Genomic DNA, 19,230 nt, shown 5'->3' with positions numbered 1-19,230 from the left:
GGCTCCGGAGACTTGGCCGCCCGGTTCCCCGCGACGACCCGGCCGCCAATTGGGATGTGCGAGCGAATCGCTGTGTAGGACAACGCCGGCGTGGTCGTCCGCAGGACGAATGTGTATCGAGCGACCGGAGGTATTCATGGCCCAGATCTGGGCCGGCGTCGATGTCGGAAGAACTCACCACCATTGCGTGGTCATCGACTCCGAAGGAAAGCGTCTGTTGTCGAGGCGGATCGCAAACGACGAGACCGAACTCCTGCGTCTGATGGGTGATGCCGCCGACTTCGGTGACCAGGCCACGTGGGCGATGGATGTGCCCGACGGTGGTGCGGCATTGCTGATCGGTCTGCTCGTCGCCCACGACCAGCGACTGCTCTACCTGCCCGGCCGTGCGCTCAATCGCGCGGCCGGCGGCTACCGAGGCGAAGGTAAGACCGACTCACGAGACGCCACGATCATCGCCGATCAAGCGAGGATGCGGCGTGACCTGCGCTCGCTGCGTCCCGGCGACGAGGTCATCGTGGAATTGAAGCTGCTGACCGCCCGACGCAGCGACCTGGTTGCCGACCGCACCCGAGTCATCAACCGGCTGCGAGGTCTGCTGGTCGGGATCTTCCCGGCACTCGACCGCGCCCTCGAAGACCTCACCCGCACCGGGCAGCTGATGCTGCTGACCGGCTACCAAACCCCCGCCGCACTACGCCGAATCGGCCTGGCCCGGCTCGGATGCTGGTTACGTACCAGGAAAGCCCGTCACGCCGACAAGATCGCGGCAGCGGCTGTGGCCGCCGCTCACCAGCAGCACATCCGCCTGCCGGGTGAGGCGCTGACCGCCACCGTGATAGCTGAACTGGCCAAAGAGGTAATGGCGCTCAATGACCAGATCAAGAAGACCGAAAGACTCATCGAGACCCGATTCCGCCAGCACGAACTCGCCGAGGTGATCACCAGCCTTCCCGGGTTCGGAAGCTTGCTCGGCGCGGAATTTCTCGCCGTCACCGGCGGTGACATGGCTTCCTTCGCGACCCCGGACCGCCTGGCCGCGTTCGCTGGGCTCGCGCCGGCGCCCTGGGATTCCGGCCGGATCCGCGGCAATCTGCACAGGCCCCGCCGCTACCACCGCGGCCTCAACCGTGTTTTCTACATGTCAGCCATGGTCAGTATCACCTGTTGTCCGGAATCGAGGCGGTTCTACGACCGGAAACGAGTCGAAGGAAAGCGCCACAACCAGGCAGTCCTCGCACTCGCTCGACGACGCGTCAACGTCGTATGGGCGCTCATCCGCGACCACCGAGTCTACCAACCCTCCCCAGCCGCTACAGCGGCGGCCTGACCCGGCTTGACAACTCCATTGGGAAGTCTCCGGTGTTCAGTTGGATCTTGGTCGATCAAACCAGTTACCGGAGACCTCGCCATATCACCAACTTCTCCACCCGGACAACGGGTTCCGCACTTGCCCCACGGGCTTATGAAACACGGCCTAGGCAGGGCACGTTGAAGAACGCACTGACCGTCAAGATGTTTTGTGGCCAAGCGGGGTGGGATATTGCCGGCGCAGGGTCGGAACTGCTCGGCGGCCTCGGCTACACCAACGAGTCACCGATGGCGAAGCTGCTGCGGGACATGCGCTATGTGTCGATCGTCGAGGGCGGTAACGAGGTATTGCGTGACCTCCTGTACCGCAGGTACGTGATCCCGGTACCGCGCCGGGCATGACCGCACCGGGCATTCGTCTCGATCGAGCCCAGCACTCGGCCGGTCGAGGAATGTGGATGACCTCTTTGCCGCAACACTGTTGATTTTGTCAGTCGCTGACGTTAATGTCGGCGGCATGTTGGTGGCGGACCTCACATGGCCGGAGGCAGGTGACCTCGGCAACAGCGGGGCGCTGCTCGTGGTACCCGTGGGATCCACCGAGCAGCACGGCCCCCACCTGCCCCTGTCCACCGATACCGACATTGCCGGCGCGCTGTGCGCGGGACTGGCCGCCCGCCGCCGTGACGTGGTGGTCGCGCCGGCTGTCGCCTACGGCGCCAGCGGTGAGCACAGCGGTTTCCCGGGCACACTCTCCATCGGGCAGGGCGCGCTGGAACTGCTGATCGTCGAACTGTGCCGGTCGGCCACCGATACCTTCGAGCGGATCGTGCTGGTCAACGGGCACGGCGGAAATGTGGAACCGCTGCGCCGGGCCGTAGCCCTGTTGCGTAGCGAATCCCGCGATATCCGGCTGTTCCTGCCGCGCTACTCCGGCGACGCCCACGCCGGCCGCACCGAAACCGCACTGCAGCTCACTCTTTCACCGGACCGTGTCCGCGCCGATCGCGCCCGGCCCGGTGACACCCGCCCCCTGCCGGAGGTGTTGCCACAGTTGCGCGCCGGTGGGGTGCGTGCCGTCAGCGCCAACGGGGTCCTCGGCGATCCCACCGGCGCCACCGCCGCCGAGGGCGAGCGGTTGCTCACCCAGCTCGTCAACCAGTTGTTCGATCAGGTCCGGCAATGGTGGCCGGAACCAGTGGAAAGGATCCGACCATGAATCCGTGGTTCGAAACCGTCGCCGAGGCGCACCGCCGGGCCAAGAAGCGGCTGCCGAAATCCGTGTACGGCGCCCTGGTCGCCGGTTCGGAGCGCGGCCAGACCATCGACGACAACCAGGCCGCGTTCACCGAGCTCGGTTTCGCCCCGCACGTCGCCGGCCCGATCGGCGAACGCGACCAGTCCACCACCGTGATGGGCCAGCAGATCTCGATGCCGGTCATGATCTCGCCGACCGGTGTGCAGGCCGTCCATCCCGACGGTGAGGTCGCCGTGGCGCGCGCCGCGGCCGCCCGGGGCACCGCCATGGGGCTGTCTTCCTTCGCCAGCAAACCCGTGGAGGAGGTCGTCGCCGCGAATCCGATGACCTTCTTCCAGCTCTACTGGTGCGGTAGCAAGGACGATATCTCCGCGCGGATGGCACGGGCGAAGGCCGCGGGCGCGGTCGGACTGATCCTCACCCTCGACTGGTCGTTCTCGATGGGCCGGGACTGGGGTTCGCCGGTCATCCCGGAAAAACTGGACCTGCGCACCATGGCGAGTTTCGCGCCGCAGGTCATCACCAAACCGCGCTGGCTGACCGCCTACCTGCGTTCGGGTGCCCTGCCCGACCTCACCGCCCCCAATATGGCGCTCGGCGATGCCCCCGCCCCCGGTTTCTTCGGCGCCTACGGCGAATGGATGGGCACCGCGGCCCCGGACTGGTCCGATGTGGCCTGGGTCTGCGAACAGTGGGACGGCCCGGTGATGCTCAAGGGTGTGATGCGGGTGGACGACGCCCGGCGCGCAGTCGATGCCGGTGTCGCGGCCATTTCGGTGTCCAACCACGGCGGTAACAACCTGGACGGCACCCCGGCGTCCATCCGTGCACTGCCGGTGGTGGCCGATGCGGTGGGCCACGAGATCGAGATCCTGCTCGACGGCGGTATCCGGCGCGGTAGCGATGTCGTGAAGGCCGTGGCGCTCGGTGCCCGGGCGGTCATGATCGGCCGCGCCTACCTGTGGGGTCTGGCGGCCAACGGGCAGGCCGGGGTCGAGAACGTACTGGACCTGTTGCGCGGCGGTATCGATTCCGCGCTGCTCGGGCTGCGCAAGACCAACGTCACCGACCTGGACCGGTCGGACATCGTGATTCCGGAGGGTTTCGAACGCCGGCTCGGCGTCGAGGCGCCGGCGCAGTTGCGGGTTCCGGACTCGGCCGCAGAAGCCGTATAACCGGCAGCCGGCTGGTCGCGGCATGACACTGGACGCGTGAGCATCAGAACCGTGGCGTCCAGGGTCGTGTACGAAAATCCGTGGTTGACGGTGCGTGAGGACCGGATCGAGCGCGGGGACGGGTCACCCGGCCTGTACTCGGTGATCGAGAAACCGGACTTCGCGCTCGTCATCCCCATGGACAACGAGGGCTTCCATCTCGTGGAGCAATATCGGTACCCGGTGCGCGCCCGGACCTGGGAGTTCCCGTCGGGCGCGTTTCCGGCCGGGGTGACGGGAACTCCGGAGGAATTGGCCGCGGCCGAACTCGCCGAGGAAACCGGTTTCACGGCGGGCCGGCTGGAGTGGCTCGGCCGGGTCCAGGTCGCGAATGCGATGACCGGGGAGGGGTGCCATGTTTTCCTCGCCACAGATCTGTCGCCCGGTGAGCCGAATCGCGAGCACACCGAGCAGGACATGCACCAGCAGTGGTTTTCGCGGTCGGATGTGGAGGGCATGCTGCGGGACGGGGTGATCGCCGACAGTCCGTCGCTGGCCGCCTACCTGTTGCTGAAACTTCATCGGCAGTAGCGCCGCGGACGCCCTCCGGAGGTTACGATTTAGGTTTGCCTAACTTCCGGCTGCGTGGGGGCCGGTCGCTAAGCTCGCTGTGCTCGACCTCCGGTACAGCGGCGTCCACCGTGGCTGTGCTCTGTTCCACCCGCAGCCCACTTCCGAAGGAGTGCGATCGGTGACCGCTCCCGAGTTCCGCTATTCAGACCTGCTCCCGATCGGCGCCGACGACACCCCGTACCGGCTGCTCACCACCGAGGGTGTCCGCACCTTCGAATCCGGCGGCCGGGCCTTCCTGCAGGTCGACCCGGAGGTGCTGCGCATGCTCACCGCCGAGGCGATGCACGACATCAGCCACTATCTGCGGCCCGCGCATCTGGCGCAGCTGCGCCGGATCATCGACGATCCCGAGGCCAGCGGTAACGACCGGTTCGTCGCACTCGACCTGCTCAAGAACGTCAATATCTCCGCCGGTGGCGTCCTGCCCATGTGCCAGGACACCGGCACGGCCATCGTGATGGGTAAGAAGTCCGAGGGCGTGCTCACCGGCGTGGACGACGCCGAATGGATCAGCCGTGGCGTTTTCGACGCCTACACGAAACTGAATCTGCGGTATTCCCAGCTGGCGCCCGTGACCATGTGGGACGAGAAGAACACCGGCTCGAATCTGCCCGCCCAGGTCGAGCTGTATTCCGCGCCGGGCGATCCCGCGCAGCCGTCCTACAAATTCCTGTACATGGCCAAGGGTGGCGGTTCGGCGAACAAATCCTTTCTCTACCAGGAAACCAAGGCCATCCTGAATCCCACCCGGATGCTGGAATTCCTGGACGAGAAGATCCGCTCACTGGGCACCGCGGCCTGCCCGCCGTACCACCTCGCTGTGGTCATCGGCGGTACCAGCGCCGAATTCGCGCTGAAAACCGCCAAATACGCTTCTGCGCACTATCTGGACAACCTGCCCACCAAAGGCTCGATGGCCGGGCACGCCTTCCGCGATCTCGAACTCGAGCAGGAAGTGTTCAAACTGACCCAGTCGTTCGGTATCGGCGCCCAGTTCGGCGGTAAGTACTTCTGCCACGATGTGCGCGTGGTCCGGTTGCCCCGGCACGGTGCGAGCTGCCCGGTCGCCCTGGCGGTCTCCTGTTCCGCCGACCGGCAGGCGCTGGCCAAGATCACGCCCGAGGGTGTGTTCCTGGAACAGCTCGAACGCGAACCCGCGCAGTACCTGCCGGAACAGACCGACGAGATCCTCGGCGGCGATGTCGTGAAGGTCGACCTGAACCGGCCGATGGACGAGATCCGCGCCGAGTTGTCGAAATACCCGGTCAAGACCCGGCTTTCGCTGTCCGGTCCGCTGGTGGTGGCCCGCGATATCGCGCACGCCAAGATCAAGGAACGGCTCGACGCGGGCGAGGAGATGCCGCAGTACCTGCGGGATATGGCCGTCTACTACGCCGGCCCCGCCAAAACCCCCGACGGTTACGCCTCCGGTTCCTTCGGCCCCACCACCGCGGGCCGCATGGACTCCTACGTCGACCAATTCCAGGCCGCCGGCGGTTCCTTCGTCATGCTCGCCAAGGGCAACCGCTCCGCCCAGGTCACCCGCGCCTGCAAGGAACACGGCGGTTTCTACCTCGGCTCGATCGGCGGCCCCGCCGCCCGGCTCGCCCTGGACTGCATCAAATCGGTGGAGGTCCTCGAATACCCCGAACTGGGTATGGAAGCGGTCTGGAAGATCGAGGTCGAGGATTTCCCGGCGTTCATCGTGGTCGACGACAAAGGCAACGATTTCTTCGCCGAAACCCAGAAACCGATCGCCCTGCGCGTGCGCACCCGGTCCAAAGAACGGGTCTGAGCTGAACCCCCATGCGCAGGCCTGGTCCGGGTCGCCCCTGCGGGGCCGTGCTGGTCTCGATGAGGCCCGGGTCCAATCCAGGTATCGGCCACCTCAGTGAGCTTACTGACATGACCCCTTCCAGCCGACCCCGAAAGCAGCAACCACTCCGCCACCGACCGGAACCGGGCAGGCGGACCGCACGGCCACCAATCGCCCGGCCGCACCAGGCCCGGCTCGACGATCTGCAGGCATCGAAAAGCCGGTGATCTGCGCGCGAGTGCGAAACCGGCCGGACCCGAGCATTCCCAGATTCAGGTCTGACACACGGCCGCTGTTCGGTGCAGGAGCCCGCCAGGGTCGTGGAGGTGGGTGAGGACCCGGAACGCGCCCGGCGGCAGCACCTCCGCCCGGCCGTGCACGATCCCTGCAGGATCGAGGCGATCGTCGAGGTGAGGCAGGACCCCGCACAGCAAGACGCAGATCGGATGGTCGAGGTCGAAGTATGTGGCGACGGCTGGATCGTGCAGCAGATGCGGATCGGTGATATCGCGGGGAAGATAATGCGACTGCCCGTTTGTGAGCAGTGCACGACCGTGCGCGACACAGACCGGGTCGCTATCGATGTAGACAACTGTTGCCCGGTCCGCTTCAGCGACCCCGCGCACCGTATTCACGACCTGGTGGGTATTCATCCGACCGGGCTCCGGAAACGACAGACCGGCACCGAGATCGAGAAACTGCCGCACTCCGGCCGTGCTCACGAGGTACCACAGGACCCGTTGCTGGAACTCCCTGCTTGCCCTGGCGGCAGCGGGCTGTCCCGGCGCAAGCTGCTCCAATTCCAGAACGACGCGCTCGTCCGGCGGGTAATTGTCCTTCCCGCCGAGCATCGAGTTCCACACTCGCGCAACACTCGGCCGGTCGAAACCGAACCCCGCGAGCTCCGCCGCCCCTTCGAGCCTCGTCGACGGCATCGCGGCGCCTGCCCGGTCAGTAGTCACGGCGTACCTCCGGATGTTCGGCGTTCCACCGTGCGATCACACCGTCCACCTCGTGTTGCGGACGTTCGCAGTCATCACGTGTGACCTCGCACGCCGCCGAAGTCTGAACATCGAGGGCGTTGAGCCCGGCTCGAGTACGTTCGAGAAGTTTCAGATACTGATCGACATTTGGATACGGCCGCGACGCACTCCACGTCTCCTTGTCCCTCGCTGCCTCGAGCCCCACCGATGCCGCCGGCGACACCCGGCCTTCGGGTCGGTTAGAGGGTTCACGGCCGTTCTCCGGCGCTCACGCGCTCTCGACGCGGCAATGTTTGACCTTCCCGCCCTGCGGGACAGCCGGCTGGGCCTTGTTCTATGGGGCGCTTCGGTCAGAACTCCAGATAGGTGACAATCCTGGTCAGCACGCTCACCCCGAACGAGGGCGGTAGGTGGCGCCACGCGCAACCGCTGGTCAACACGAACACGACTGCGGTGAACACAGCGCGCTCGTCCACAGGTGAAGTCCCGCCGTCCTGCCGCCTGGGCGTGAACTCGGGAAGCAGAGGTTTCACGATGTCCCACAACGCATCCGGGACCAGTCTATGAGCAAGCCTGTCGACCACGGGTCACATCATGCCGGACAACGAATTACACCCACGTAAGACGCCCTGTAAGGCGGGAGCATGTCGGTTACTTTCCGAGAATGACCGAAGAGGAGGCATGGACCTCGGGCCGGGGAGTATGGAAGGCCAACAGAGAACGCCTGTCCCGAGAGCAGTTCGCGTTGATCATCGGTGACAGCCGGGTATGCGCCGTAGGCGAGATCACGGGTACGCCGTGTTCGCCGGCCATGCGGTCGACCCAGCGGATGAATTCGAGCGCCGATCCGGCGAACATCCGCCGGACCCGGTCCTGGAAGGCGCGTACATCGTGGCCGGGCAGGAAATCACGGGTGGATATCTCGCCGCACCCGCAGCCGCAGGGCCGTTCCCGGAACTGCGCTTCTTCGGGGAGGTCGCAGTAGCCGACCGGGTGGTTCGAGGCATTCATCACAGGATCGGGTTGCCCGATCCACGCATCCCGTACCGGGTGGCCCTCGGCGAGCACTTCGCCGTCGACAGCGACCCGATCACCGTGGACGGCGACCCCGGCCAGGAGCACACACTCCCCAGGGCTCCTCACCCTCGCTTCAGCGAGCTGGTCATCCGCAAATGTTGCTGCTCGTGTGGCATTCGTTACCCGACAACGGGATACCCAGGGATGGAGAGAGTTGTCCAGCAGGTTTCCCCGAGTCGCGCGTCGGCTGCTCGTCCGGCGCCGGATTCGAGTCCTCACCGGCCGATCCGCACACGACAGTGGCGCGGCACTGTCGGGAAAACACCACGATCCGGCTGTCTAGCGGATGTTAAATCGGGGATGGCAGGTCAGCCAGGAAGATGTACGCTCGATCTACCATCGTTGGCGGCTAGGATCTCTGTAGATCCTGAAAGGCGCGGTGATGCCGTGCTGAGTCAATTGCGAGCGATAGTGACCAGAACGTCGACGTTGCCGCGGATCGCGTTCGAGTATGGACAGCGCTGGTGCGCCTTGTCGGCGAGGACTTGCGCCTCCTGGGGCGACAGGTGCGGCAGGGAAACCTCAAGCGTGACGGTGAGACCGAATGCACCGCTATCGTCGGACCCGAGACCGACCCGCGCGCCAACTCCGGAATCAGCGACATTATGATCCGCATCCTTCGCAGCCAGGCGGAGCGCCGCATGGAAGCACGCGGCGTAGCCGGCGGCGAAGAGTTGCTCGGGGTTCGTGCCTTCCCCTGCGCCACCGAGTTCTCTGGGGGCGGACAGCGGCACGTCGAGCTTGCCGTCAGTGGTCCGTGCGTGTCCGTTCCGTCCGTCTCCGGTGGCAAGAGCTTCTGCGGTATACAAGATGTTCACGTCGGTCCTATCGATTCTTTTCGGTGGATGGATATCGAACAGACATCAGGGGGCGGGTACGCCCGCCGTGCCTGTGGCGTTGCGCGGCCTCCGGATGCCGATCAGCCCCAGTTGGCGAGCAGCCAATCGTGGAGTATCAGGGTTGTTTCCAGCGGATTTCGGTGCAGTTGTGTATAGAAATAGCCGCGAGGTCGCTCGAGCAGAGTCCGCAACCGATCGGGATCGATCATGTCGAACGCCGGTGAGGAATTCTCGTCGAGGAGGGTGGTCACCGACTCTCGCAACTCTTGCTCGTAGTGGTCGCTGCCGTTGGTGGGGTAGGGACTCTTCTTTCGACTCAGCACCGATGCCGGCAGTAGATCCGCGACGGCTCCACGCAGGACACTTTTTTCCCGCCCATCGCAACTCTTGATACTCCATGGGACGTTGTATAGGTATTCGACCAGCCTGTGGTCGCAGAAGGGTACGCGCACTTCCAGGCCTGCGGCCATGCTGAGGCGGTCTTTGCGGTCGAGAAGAATCTGCAGCCACCGAGTCAGGTGGAGATAGCTGATCTCGCGCATTCGACGATTCTGCTGGTCGTAATCGGACAGATGCTCCACCTCGTCGATGGCTTGTTTGTAGCTGTCGATCCGCGAACTGTCGAACTGGGTCTGGTTGCGAAAGTTGTCGGTGAGCAGATCGGAGGTGATGAGTTGCATACGGCTCAGCCAGGGAAAATCGTCGTTCCCGATGACTTTTGGGTCGTGGAACCAGACATAGCCGCCGAAGACCTCGTCCGCCGATTCACCGGACAGTGCGACGGTCGACCGTCTTCTGATATTCGCGAACAACAGATGCAATGAGGTGTCCACGTCACCGAAAGTCAGTGGGAGGTCGTGGGCATCTAGGACCGCCTGCCGCACTCCCCGCTCGGACAGTGCTCGGTGAGACAGCTCGATTGTGCTGTGCACGGTGCCGACGTGCTGGGAAACGGCGATGGCGTACGGATTGTCCCGATCGGGCCGGAATTCACTGCTCTCGAAATCGTCCGCACTGCCGACAAAATCGACCGAGAAGGAGCGGACTTGTCCGGCGTCGTGCGTTTTCAGCGAATTGGCGGCAATCGCCGTCAGTGCGCTGGAGTCAAGTCCGCCGGACAGTAGGGTACACAGGGGGACATCGGTGATCAGCTGGCGTTCGACAATGTCCTCCAACAACTCGCGCACATGGCCGATGGTGGTGGGGATGTCGTCGTCATGGGGTCTGCTCTGCAAACTCCAGTACTGTTGGCGGCGGGTCCCGCTGCGGTCGACGACCAGTAGGTGACCGGGTGGCAGCTCGTAGAGGCCTCGAAATGGGGTTTTACCAGGTGTTTTCGCCAGGGAGAGCATATCGGCGAGGCCGTCGTGGTCGAGTTTGCGGTCGAACTCGGGATGTGCGAACACCGCTTTGGGCTCTGAGCCGAACAGGACGCCCGATCCCAGCTTGGCATAGTAGAGCGGCTTCACACCCAGTCGGTCCCTGACCAGGAGAAGGCGTTGCCGGCGTGCGTCCCAGAGCGCGAACGCGAACATTCCGTTGAAGTGCTGAACAGAGTCGATACCCCATTCGAGGTAGGCGTTCAGGACGACCTCGGTGTCACTGCTGGTGTTGAATGTGTGGCCCCGGTCGGCCAGCTCGGCCCGAAGCTCGCGGAAGTTGTATACCTCTCCGCTATAGGAGAGCACCGCCCGCGGTTCGGCGCTCGGGCCGGACACCATGGGCTGGTTGCCTCCGTGGATGTCGATGACCGCCAATCGGCGGTGCCCGAGGGCCACATGGGTATCGAGCCACAGCCCGCTCGAATCGGGGCCCCGGAGCGCCATTGTCTCGGTTACTCGCGCCAATACAGCACGTTCAGATCTGTGAGAACGGCTGAAGTCGATCCATCCCGCGATACCGCACATGGATTCCTCCTGAAATGTTCGTTTTCTGTTCAACTGTTAGCAATGGAAAAGTTTACAAGATTACGGCAGACGGGGCTGCACAGAATGGGCAGCGGCGATCCTATAATGGGGAAGATTGTAGCGTCAACCCCTTGCGGGGTTGACGATTTAGATCTAAACTGGCACCATTCGAGGGAATAGGTATTAGCGGATACTCCGCAGTGCGTGATAGGGGGATTTATCGTGCTGGTCAACAGCATTGACCGTTTCCATTTACTGGAAAGGTCCCGCAGCGAGGTTCTCGATAATTACGACAGGACGCCCACCGAAAGCTTTTATTCTAAGAAATTGGCGTCTGCGTGGTCGCGGGCGAGGCGGGCCAGCGCTTACCGCTCGCTGGGAGAGTTCAATAATCCGGAATTCAGAGCTTTGCCGGTCACTTCCAAGGACCAACTCAAAGCGGCGCCGGCTAAATTCATGACGGCTGATATGGATTCCGCCGCGAAATATTACGAGACCACGGGTACTACGGGGCTCCCGACCCCGACACCGCGACATGCGGCTGACACAATTTGGAATGTGGTGTCCGTCGCCGAGGCCTGGCGCCGGTTGTTCACAGCGAATGAGCGCGTCCTGATCATGGTTCCGTCCGATGTAGTGCCGGTCGCGGACATGATCGTCGGAGTCTGTGAATATCTCGGTATTCCGCATGTCCGGGCCTACCCCTTCGCTACCGGCATTTGTGACTGGGATCGCATCATCGGCATGTGGGAGGCATTGCAGCCGACTACCATCTTTGTGGCTCCGGGTGTGGCGCTGCAATTCAGCCGGTTGCTGAGGCAGCGGGGTGCGCTGGGTGAGATGAACCGGTCGGTGTCGAAGTTGATGTTGCTCGGTGAGGTCAGTACCCCAGCCTTCCGTGGGCGGCTGGGTCAGTGGTGGGACGCCCACGCGTTCGACGCGAGCTATGGCAGCACAGAGACCGGGACGCTCGCGGCCACCTGCCGCAACGACCGCCTGCACCTGTTGTCGGCGACCAACTATTTCGAACTCGCCCTCGGTGACGAGGTGGTGCCGTTACCTGAGTCGGGAACGGGCAGGCTCATCGTGACGCCGCTGAACATGAGCGCTCGGGCGCTGCTCCGGCTGGACACTGGGGATAGTGTCACGGTCAGCTCGGGCTGTGGGTGCGGCAGCGCCAACCCGGTGGTCGTCGTTCTCGGTCGCAGCTCTGACGCGCTGACCGTGCGCCAGGTGGGCCTGGACATCCGGGGTGTCGAAGAAGTTGTCTACGGCGCCACGGAAGCAACAGGGTACCTGATAGAAGCGGATGCCTCGGGACAGTTCGCACGCCTGCTCTTGGAGCGGGACGTTTTCTGGGACCGGGCCACCGAGTCGGAGACCGTAGAACGGCTACAGCGCAGGTCCCGCGACACATTGCACGTCGAATGGGACGAGGTGCTGTTCGTCAATCAACTGCCGGCTCAGACCAAAAGCGGTGCGTCGCAGAAGAGTTGGAAGCGTTCGAACTTCCGGGTGTTGGAGACGAGCCGATGATCGTCGGCAACTCGCCCGTCGCGCCCGCAGGGCCGTCGATAGCTACGGGTGAGCCCGATCTCTGGTGTACCTATGCGGCTGTACGAACTCTGCGCTGGTTGGATCGAGTCGATAGCGTCCCCGATGTGGCGGCGACTGCGGCCAATCTCGTCGGTCGGCAGAATTCGGATGGCGGGTACTCCTGGAGCCGGGGCATGGCCTCCGATGCTTGGGCGACCTTCTATTGCACGCAGGCATTGGCCGATCTCGGAGTCGAGGTACCGCGCCTCGACCGGACATTGGCATGGCTGGACAGTTCGTGGACCGATGGCGCGTACGCCATGATGCCGGGCCAGGCTCCGGATGTCTGGGCGACACACTTCTCCACCCGGACTGTGGTCGAGCTGTTTCGCAGCGATGTGCCTGACCGGCAGCGGTTGCTCACCTGGCTGAGTCGGTTGCAAACGCGCGAGGGTGGACTGAGCTGGACTCCCGAACACGCGGCGACGAACGGAGCCGACACTCGTGCCTGCTTCTACGGCGTGATGGCGTGGCGTGCGTTGCGATCCGGGGAGCCGGAGCTCGCACCACCGTGGAATGTTCCCTTGCTCGTAGAATGGATTCGCGCGCAGCAGGTGGCCGCGGGTGGGTTTCGTTTCGGCGCTGCTGCGTCCGTTCCGTGTATGTGGGCCACGTATCGTGCGACGGCGACGCTCGAGGCATTGGGAAGCGGTCCTCGTGATCGTGGGAGTTGCCTCGAATGGATCATGGGGCTCCGGAACTCCGCCGGCGCGTTCGTCCGGTGGAGTGGCTACGACGTGGCCGACGTGTGGGCATCGTTCTGTGCAATCGGTTCACTGCGCGCGCTCGGCGGTGACCTCGGCGCACACACGATTCCAGTGGTCGCGAGAGTGCACGAACTGGCATGCTCGGCAGGGGGGTTCACCTATCGCGAGCCGTCCGAGGCCGGTGACGCGCTGAGCACTGCGGCCGCTACGTTGAGCAGTTCGCCGGACCATCCCGACCGGTCCGCGTGGTTGCGCTGGCTCGAAGGATGCCGACTGCCGAACGAAGGCGGGGTCATGTACATGCCGGCGCGCGGCAGCGAGATCCGATGCACCCTGTGGGCGCTCGCCGCAGGAGCAGGCCAGGGCGACCCCGTCGCGCGAGGCGAGATCATCGAGTGGTTGCGGGAGCTACAGAACCCCGATGGTGGATTCGGCTACTGGCACGGTCGTGGATCGGACCTCGTCTCGACATCGGCCGCTGTGGAAATACTGCGACTGTTGGACGTCGCACCCGAGCGGGCAGTCGATGTCGAGGGTGTCCTACGGTTCGTCGCCGCTTGTCGAGACGGTGACACGGTGGCCTACCGCCAGGTACCGGGGGCGCCGGTGACTCTGCGAGCCGGATTGCAGGCTCTACGGATTCGGAGTCACCTCGGTAGTCAGGCGCGTGCGGAGGCGACCGAACTGCTGGATCGTCATCGCGTGAACAGCGGTGGGTTCGCCAACGAGGGCGCCCGAATGCCGGACCTACTCAGCAGCTATGAGGCCGCGGCGACGGCCGACCGCTTCGGAATCGACATCGATACCGGACCGATGCACCGGTTCCTGGATCGGATTTCCGTACCCCAGGGTACCGCGTGGACCCCCTTGGCCGTGGCCGGTGGCGGCCAACTGGCCGAGTGTCTCGCGCAGCTGCTCCGCCGCCGTTTCGGCGGTGACCCGACGGAATTGCCCGCATTGACACTGTCCTGAGAGGCGAGTTCGTGCCGACCATCATCATCAATGCTCCCGCCATGCCCACGACAACTCGTCGGATGATTTCGATTCGACTGACCCGATGGCTGTCCGACCACGGCAGTGACCGAAAGCATGTGGTCGTCCGGTTCGAGCCGGCCACGAAAGGAACTGTATTCGTCGGCGGTCTGCCGATCGAGGCGCTTCCCAATAACGAAGCCGGTCTTCAGCACGCCAGCGTCACGTGCTGTATTGCCCCCGACCGTGACGACGAATACCGCGCGGAATTGGCGGCCGAGATCAGCGACGCGCTCGGCACAAGCGATTCCTCGGCATTTCTCTACATCGAGTTCCGGCCGACCCCGCTGGACCATGTGCATTTCAGTGTGGGTGGACATCTCCAGCGCGCGGATGCCGAATTCTGACCCCGACGTTCATTACCGCCACGAGTGGAGTAGATCTGATGAAAAAATCACACGTTCCCAATATCGATGACATCCGTACTCGTCTTCGAGGCTTGCTTGTCGCGCAATTCGGTCCCGTGTGCGCGGAGGTGCCCGAGGATGCGATCCTTCCGGAAGCTCTCGGTGACCGCTACGACAGCCTTGCCGCGCTCCAATGCATCACCACTGTGGAGAAAGAATTCGGTTTCGAGGTCGATTTCGTTACCCACGATGTCCGTCATGCGTTCTCGCGAATCGACCGCATCATCCAGTTCATCCAGGAGCGGCTGGAAGACAATGCGGTCCTGGAGGCCAGACTATGACCGAGTTGGGTTTCGAGACCTCCGGGCATACCGGTGCACCGGTGACCTGGCTGCGTACGCACGAACAGCTAGCGGCGGAGGCCGTATTGATCGCTGACGATCTGATCGGCGATATCGATCAGATCGTCAGCTTCGCGCCGAAAAGGCATCTTTTCGGCCATTTGTTCGGTGTGCAGCTTCCCGAACAACGCGGTGTCCCGGTGCTGCATGTGGATCACACACCGATCGGCCTCCCGCCAACGACGGCTGGCAAGCGCACCCTGATCGTGTGCCTACCATCGAGCTGGCTGATGCTGCGGCACATGCTCGGTCAGCTGCGCGCACTGCCGTCTGTGGTAGCACTCCACTCGACAGGGCCGACCGTGCCCGCCACCACCGAGGTCGTCTCTGCCCTGGCCGACACCGACTTCCGCGCCCTCGAACTCTTCGGCAGCACCGAAACCGGGGGCATCGCCTACCGGCAAATCCCGCCGTTGCCGGCCGAGCCACCGTTGTGGACACTGCTTCCGGATGCGACATTCGCAGATACGGTCGAAGAGAACGGCCAGTGGCTACATATCCGCAGCCCCCGACTGGCCCGACGGTCGGACATGGCCGAGCCGCCCGAATCGTGGCGGCTTCCCGATCTCGTCCACCGATCTGGATCCCGATCGTTCAAATTCGAAGGCCGGGCCTCCGCGCTGGTCAAGATCAACGGTCGGCGCTGCAACCTCGACGAGGTCAGCAGTACACTGCGGACCCTGGTCCCCGGGGTGGACGTGGCGTGTCTGCCGGTGCAAGATCCAGTTCGAGCCGAAAACTACGAATTGTTCTACAGCTCACCCGAACTCGAACTCGGGCCGGAGCAGGTCATCGATCGTCTTGCCACGACCATTGCCGAGTTCGTCATGCCCCGCTCCGTCCACCGGGTGAACCGTATCCCGCGCACGCTGACCGGAAAGGTCGCGGTGACAGCGCTGTACTCTCAGATCGACGATGCAACCCGTCAGGCCCCGGCAGTGGAGGCCGGCGGATGACGACCAGGGGGGAGAACACGCGGGCCGGTGCTGGGGAAGACGTCACGGCGAGTGTGAAGGGTTCGGCCGGTCGGCCGGTCGAGACCATGGCACGCTTCGTCGCCCAGACCGGGATCAGGTATCCCGACCATCGACCGCGGCTGCCGAGCCTGCTCGAGATACCACTGCCCGAGCGGGTTCGACGCATCGAAGCGGACGAATGGGATCACTCCGCATGGAGCGAACAGACCGAGGCATGGACCGCGATCGCGGATGCCCGCTATCGGGCCATCGCTGCACAGCGACGCCCGCAACCGGCGCCCGCCGTGCGGGTCGGCGTGAAAGACACCATCGACGTCGCTGGCTTTCCGACAAGTCTCGGCTTGCGGCACTATCGGCACCACCCGACCACCTCGGCCGTCGCGGTGGATTCGATCGAACAGGTCCGGACGCAAGTGATCGCGAAGGTCGCCAGCACCGAGCTGAACATCGGGGTCGGGTCGGGTTGTGTGAATCCGTACTTCCCGCATATTCACCCCGCCGGATCCAGTACGGGATCGGCGGTGTCCGTCGCCGCGAATCTCTGCGACCTGTCCATGGGGACCGATGTGCTCGGTTCGATGCGATGGCCGGCCGGAAATTGCGGTGCCGTCGGTTTACGGATGACCCACTCTGCCGCACTGCTGGACGGGATCTTCCCGCTATCACCGCTGATGGACGCGATCGGCTGGGTTGCGAGAACAGCCGACGATCTCGCCTTCTTGTGGAAACTGCTGGGCCTCGGCACCCTCGTGGACAGCGAGGGCGCCGAAACCGCCGACCGATATCGGATCGGCGCGGTGTCGAACATCTCCGACGGACTGTGCAGCCCGGAGATGCTCGACACTGTCGATACCGTGTGCGGTTGGCTGGCAGACGACGGAAATGCGGTGGACTCCCTACGGATCGATGACCTGTGGCGCTCACGCGGGGATGCCTGGCAGCTGTGTGCCCGTCAGGCGTGGGAAGGACACCAACTGTGGCGCCACTTCATCACCGTACCGATCGACGCGAGTACGACCAAAGCCTTGGAAGTCGGTGCGCGCGTCGGTGACCGCGAGTACTTCGCGGTCCTGTCGGACATGGACGAGTGTCGCAAGTCGGTGCGCGCTCGTTTCGGCGACGACTGCCATGCCTGGATATTGCCGCTGGATCCGTCCGCGCCACCCGATCTGAGAGTTCGCGGCGGACCGGTCAGCACGATTCCGGCGCCGGGCGACCCCGACTACGACAGGAGCATCGGCTACACGCCGGTCGCCAGCTTCGCTGGCCTGCCTGCCATCGCCGTCCCGGCGCGGCTCAGCCCGATCAACGGCGCGCCGCTCGGGGTGCAGATCATCGGCCCACCCGGCAGTGAAGAACGCCTGATCGACCTGGCTCAGCGAGTACAGCGCCGCTCCGGCGACCTCGGTTTGTATCCGCGATGACCAACTCGGCACATGAGGTAACACCGTGACCACATATTCTGAACCTCGGGAAATCAAAGCCGCTCACCAACCAGACTGGCCCGACCCGAAGCTGCTGGACGACGTCGTAGACGAGCTCCAGCGGCGCCAACCGCTGGTAGAGGCTCAGGCGTGCCATGCGCTCGCCGGTGAGCTCGAGTTCGTCGCTCGCGGTGAGTCGTTCGTGATCCAAGCCGGAGAGTGCGCCGAACTATTCGCTGATTCCACGCGTCCCAGGATTCAGGCGAAAGCTGCCCAGCTGCACCAACTCTGCGACGTCGTCGAGGCGATCGGCCTGCCGACCGTCGGAATAGGACGCTTCGCCGGGCAGTATGCCAAACCGCGGTCGAAGCCCACCGAGATGCGGACCGATGGATCTGTTGTGCCGGTGTATCTGGGTGACGCAGTGAACGGGCTCGCCCCCACCGAGGCTGCCAGACGCGCCGACCCGACACGTTTGCTTCGCGCCTACGACCACGCCGCAGAAGGATTGCACTCCTTGTTCATGCGTCAACTGCTGCTGGCCGACGGCGACAAGACCTGCTCGATGCTCGCGCCGACCTACATCAGCCACGAGGCCCTGATCCTACCGTTCGAGAGCGCCTTGGTCCGGGCTGATCACGTCAAAGGAGGGCGCTACGCCTCGTCGGCGCATATGCTGTGGATCGGTGAGCGGACCCGGCAACTCGATCACGCACATCTGAGATTCGCCGAAAGCATCAACAATCCGGTCGGAGTCAAACTGGGCCCCTCGACCGAGCCGCCGGATCTCGTCGAGATCGTGGAGACGCTGACGCGAGGACGGCCTGCAGGTCGGCTGTGCCTGGTGGTGCGACAGGGCGTCGACAAGATTGCCGAACGGCTGCCCCGGCTGGTTACGGCGTTGGGCGGGCGCGCACGTGACGTCGTGTGGCTGTCGGATCCCATGCACGGCAATACCCGCACGACCACTTCCGGGCAGAAGACACGGGTGCTTGCCGACATGATGGACGAGGTCGAGCAGTTCAGCAACATTCTGCGCAAGCATGGTTGCTGGCCGGGCGGACTGCACCTGGAAATCACACCGGACGCGGTCACGGAATGTGTGGCAACCCACCGAGAACTGGCCAGCGGCCCGGACCTGAGCCGGTACGAGTCCGCGTGCGACCCCCGATTGAATCCCGGCCAGGCCGAGCAACTGGTGCGCCACGTGGCCGATCTACTGGTCTGATCGATCATCCGCACCGTCATTGTGTGCGCCGACATGAGAGACGCCGTGGTCATTGCACCGATCCTGCACGTCGTGAAGCAGGATCGCCAGCAGCTCGCTCAGCTGTCGGCGTTGCTCGGCGTCGAGGCTGGACAGCAGTTCAAGCTCTCTGACGAGCACACGATCGACTGTGCGCTCGACCAGGCGATGGCCTGCCGGCATCAGATCGACCCGCACGCTGCGGCTGTCGGGGCCGGGGCGTCTGCGCACCAAGCCCTCGCTTTCCGCGCGGGCGACTCGCTGGGAAATCGCTCCCGCGGTAACCAGGGTCCGTCGAGCAAGCTCCTTGGTGGTCAGCGAATAAGGCGGCGAACTACGGCGAAGTGTGCTCAGCAGATCCAAGGTCGCTGGATCTACCGATGATGCGGCCAGTACCTTTCGGCGGTCCTCACCGAATAGTTTGGCGAGCCGCCAGACCCTGGTGACGATGCCGATCGACTCGGTCGGTGTGCCGGGTCGTTCGCGTTGCCAGGCTTCGGCGATCTCGTCCACGGGATCACG

Annotated in this window: 18 protein-coding genes and 1 pseudogene; 13 read left to right on the top strand and 6 right to left on the bottom strand. The window is 64.2% G+C overall.

Features of this window, described 5'->3' with window-relative positions:
• Positions 1-136 precede the first annotated feature (136 nt).
• The 6 genes from ACFWPH_RS02195 to ACFWPH_RS02170 all read left to right on the top strand — a co-directional run bounded on the left by ACFWPH_RS02195 (position 137) and on the right by ACFWPH_RS02170 (position 6,151).
• On the top strand, positions 137-1,330 hold the full coding sequence (locus ACFWPH_RS02195) for an IS110 family transposase (RefSeq protein WP_378747620.1): 1,194 nt from the start codon (positions 137-139) through the stop codon (positions 1,328-1,330).
• Positions 1,331-1,491: 161 nt separating this feature from the next.
• On the top strand, positions 1,492-1,713 hold the full coding sequence (locus tag ACFWPH_RS02190; RefSeq protein ID WP_378747619.1) for an acyl-CoA dehydrogenase family protein: 222 nt from the start codon (positions 1,492-1,494) through the stop codon (positions 1,711-1,713).
• A 115-nt stretch (positions 1,714-1,828) separates the two neighbouring features.
• Positions 1,829-2,530, top strand: a complete 702-nt coding sequence (gene mftE, locus ACFWPH_RS02185; protein WP_378747618.1) for a mycofactocin biosynthesis peptidyl-dipeptidase MftE — start codon at positions 1,829-1,831, stop codon at positions 2,528-2,530.
• Entirely contained in the window at positions 2,527-3,744 is a 1,218-nt protein-coding gene (mftD, locus tag ACFWPH_RS02180; RefSeq protein ID WP_378747616.1) for a pre-mycofactocin synthase MftD, read from the top strand. The genes mftE and mftD overlap by 4 nt, the downstream gene beginning before the upstream one ends.
• A gap of 36 nt (positions 3,745-3,780) precedes the next feature.
• Positions 3,781-4,314: an NUDIX domain-containing protein gene (locus ACFWPH_RS02175; RefSeq protein WP_378747615.1), complete on the top strand. Its 534-nt coding sequence runs from the start codon at positions 3,781-3,783 to the stop codon at positions 4,312-4,314.
• A gap of 160 nt (positions 4,315-4,474) precedes the next feature.
• Positions 4,475-6,151 carry a fumarate hydratase gene (locus tag ACFWPH_RS02170; RefSeq protein ID WP_378747613.1) on the top strand — a complete coding sequence of 559 codons (1,677 nt, stop codon included), beginning with the start codon at positions 4,475-4,477 and terminating at the stop codon, positions 6,149-6,151.
• A 293-nt stretch (positions 6,152-6,444) separates the two neighbouring features.
• Here the strand turns inward: ACFWPH_RS02170 and ACFWPH_RS02165 are convergent, their stop codons facing one another.
• The 5 genes and pseudogenes from ACFWPH_RS02165 to asnB form a co-directional block, all read right to left on the bottom strand.
• Positions 6,445-7,134 carry an SAM-dependent methyltransferase gene (locus tag ACFWPH_RS02165; protein WP_378747612.1) on the bottom strand — a complete coding sequence of 230 codons (690 nt, stop codon included), beginning with the start codon at positions 7,132-7,134 and terminating at the stop codon, positions 6,445-6,447.
• A 398-nt stretch (positions 7,135-7,532) separates the two neighbouring features.
• Positions 7,533-7,739: pseudogene (locus ACFWPH_RS02160) on the bottom strand (transposase); the annotation flags it as partial.
• A gap of 67 nt (positions 7,740-7,806) precedes the next feature.
• Positions 7,807-8,277 (bottom strand): hypothetical protein, encoded by a 471-nt coding sequence (locus ACFWPH_RS02155; RefSeq protein ID WP_378747611.1) that lies wholly within the window; start codon positions 8,275-8,277, stop codon positions 7,807-7,809.
• Between the two features lie 350 nt (positions 8,278-8,627).
• Positions 8,628-9,050, bottom strand: coding sequence for an organic hydroperoxide resistance protein (locus ACFWPH_RS02150; RefSeq protein WP_378747609.1), 423 nt, complete (start codon positions 9,048-9,050; stop codon positions 8,628-8,630).
• 101 nt (positions 9,051-9,151) lie between these two features.
• Entirely contained in the window at positions 9,152-10,978 is a 1,827-nt protein-coding gene (asnB, locus tag ACFWPH_RS02145; RefSeq protein WP_378747608.1) for an asparagine synthase (glutamine-hydrolyzing), read from the bottom strand.
• A gap of 222 nt (positions 10,979-11,200) precedes the next feature.
• Here asnB and ACFWPH_RS02140 point away from each other — a divergent pair, with 222 nt between their 5' ends.
• The 7 genes from ACFWPH_RS02140 (at position 11,201) to ACFWPH_RS02110 (ending at position 18,690) form a co-directional block, all read left to right on the top strand.
• On the top strand, positions 11,201-12,514 hold the full coding sequence (locus tag ACFWPH_RS02140; RefSeq protein WP_378747607.1) for a hypothetical protein: 1,314 nt from the start codon (positions 11,201-11,203) through the stop codon (positions 12,512-12,514).
• On the top strand, positions 12,406-14,253 hold the full coding sequence (locus tag ACFWPH_RS02135; RefSeq protein WP_378747606.1) for a prenyltransferase/squalene oxidase repeat-containing protein: 1,848 nt from the start codon (positions 12,406-12,408) through the stop codon (positions 14,251-14,253). Before ACFWPH_RS02140 ends, ACFWPH_RS02135 begins: the two co-directional genes overlap by 109 nt.
• Positions 14,254-14,372: 119 nt before the next feature.
• The gene (locus tag ACFWPH_RS02130; RefSeq protein ID WP_378747605.1) at positions 14,373-14,660 is read left to right on the top strand and encodes a hypothetical protein; all 288 of its coding nucleotides are present in this window, start codon (positions 14,373-14,375) and stop codon (positions 14,658-14,660) included.
• A 38-nt stretch (positions 14,661-14,698) separates the two neighbouring features.
• On the top strand, positions 14,699-15,001 hold the full coding sequence (locus ACFWPH_RS02125) for an acyl carrier protein (protein ID WP_378747603.1): 303 nt from the start codon (positions 14,699-14,701) through the stop codon (positions 14,999-15,001).
• A complete protein-coding gene (locus ACFWPH_RS02120) occupies positions 14,998-16,017 on the top strand; it encodes a hypothetical protein (protein ID WP_378747602.1) in 1,020 nt (339 codons plus the stop codon). The genes ACFWPH_RS02125 and ACFWPH_RS02120 overlap by 4 nt, the downstream gene beginning before the upstream one ends.
• Positions 16,014-17,462, top strand: coding sequence for an amidase family protein (locus ACFWPH_RS02115; protein WP_378747601.1), 1,449 nt, complete (start codon positions 16,014-16,016; stop codon positions 17,460-17,462). Before ACFWPH_RS02120 ends, ACFWPH_RS02115 begins: the two co-directional genes overlap by 4 nt.
• 25 nt (positions 17,463-17,487) lie before the next feature.
• Positions 17,488-18,690: a 3-deoxy-7-phosphoheptulonate synthase gene (locus ACFWPH_RS02110; protein ID WP_378747599.1), complete on the top strand. Its 1,203-nt coding sequence runs from the start codon at positions 17,488-17,490 to the stop codon at positions 18,688-18,690.
• Here the strand turns inward: ACFWPH_RS02110 and ACFWPH_RS02105 are convergent.
• Entirely contained in the window at positions 18,679-19,221 is a 543-nt protein-coding gene (locus ACFWPH_RS02105) for a MarR family winged helix-turn-helix transcriptional regulator (RefSeq protein ID WP_378747598.1), read from the bottom strand. The genes ACFWPH_RS02110 and ACFWPH_RS02105 overlap by 12 nt on opposite strands.
• Positions 19,222-19,230: the final 9 nt, after the last annotated feature.

Origin of the sequence: Nocardia sp. NPDC058499 (assembly GCF_042719915.1) — a bacterium.
GTDB lineage: Bacteria > Actinomycetota > Actinomycetes > Mycobacteriales > Mycobacteriaceae > Nocardia.
This window is presented reverse-complemented; position numbering and strand designations above follow the sequence as displayed.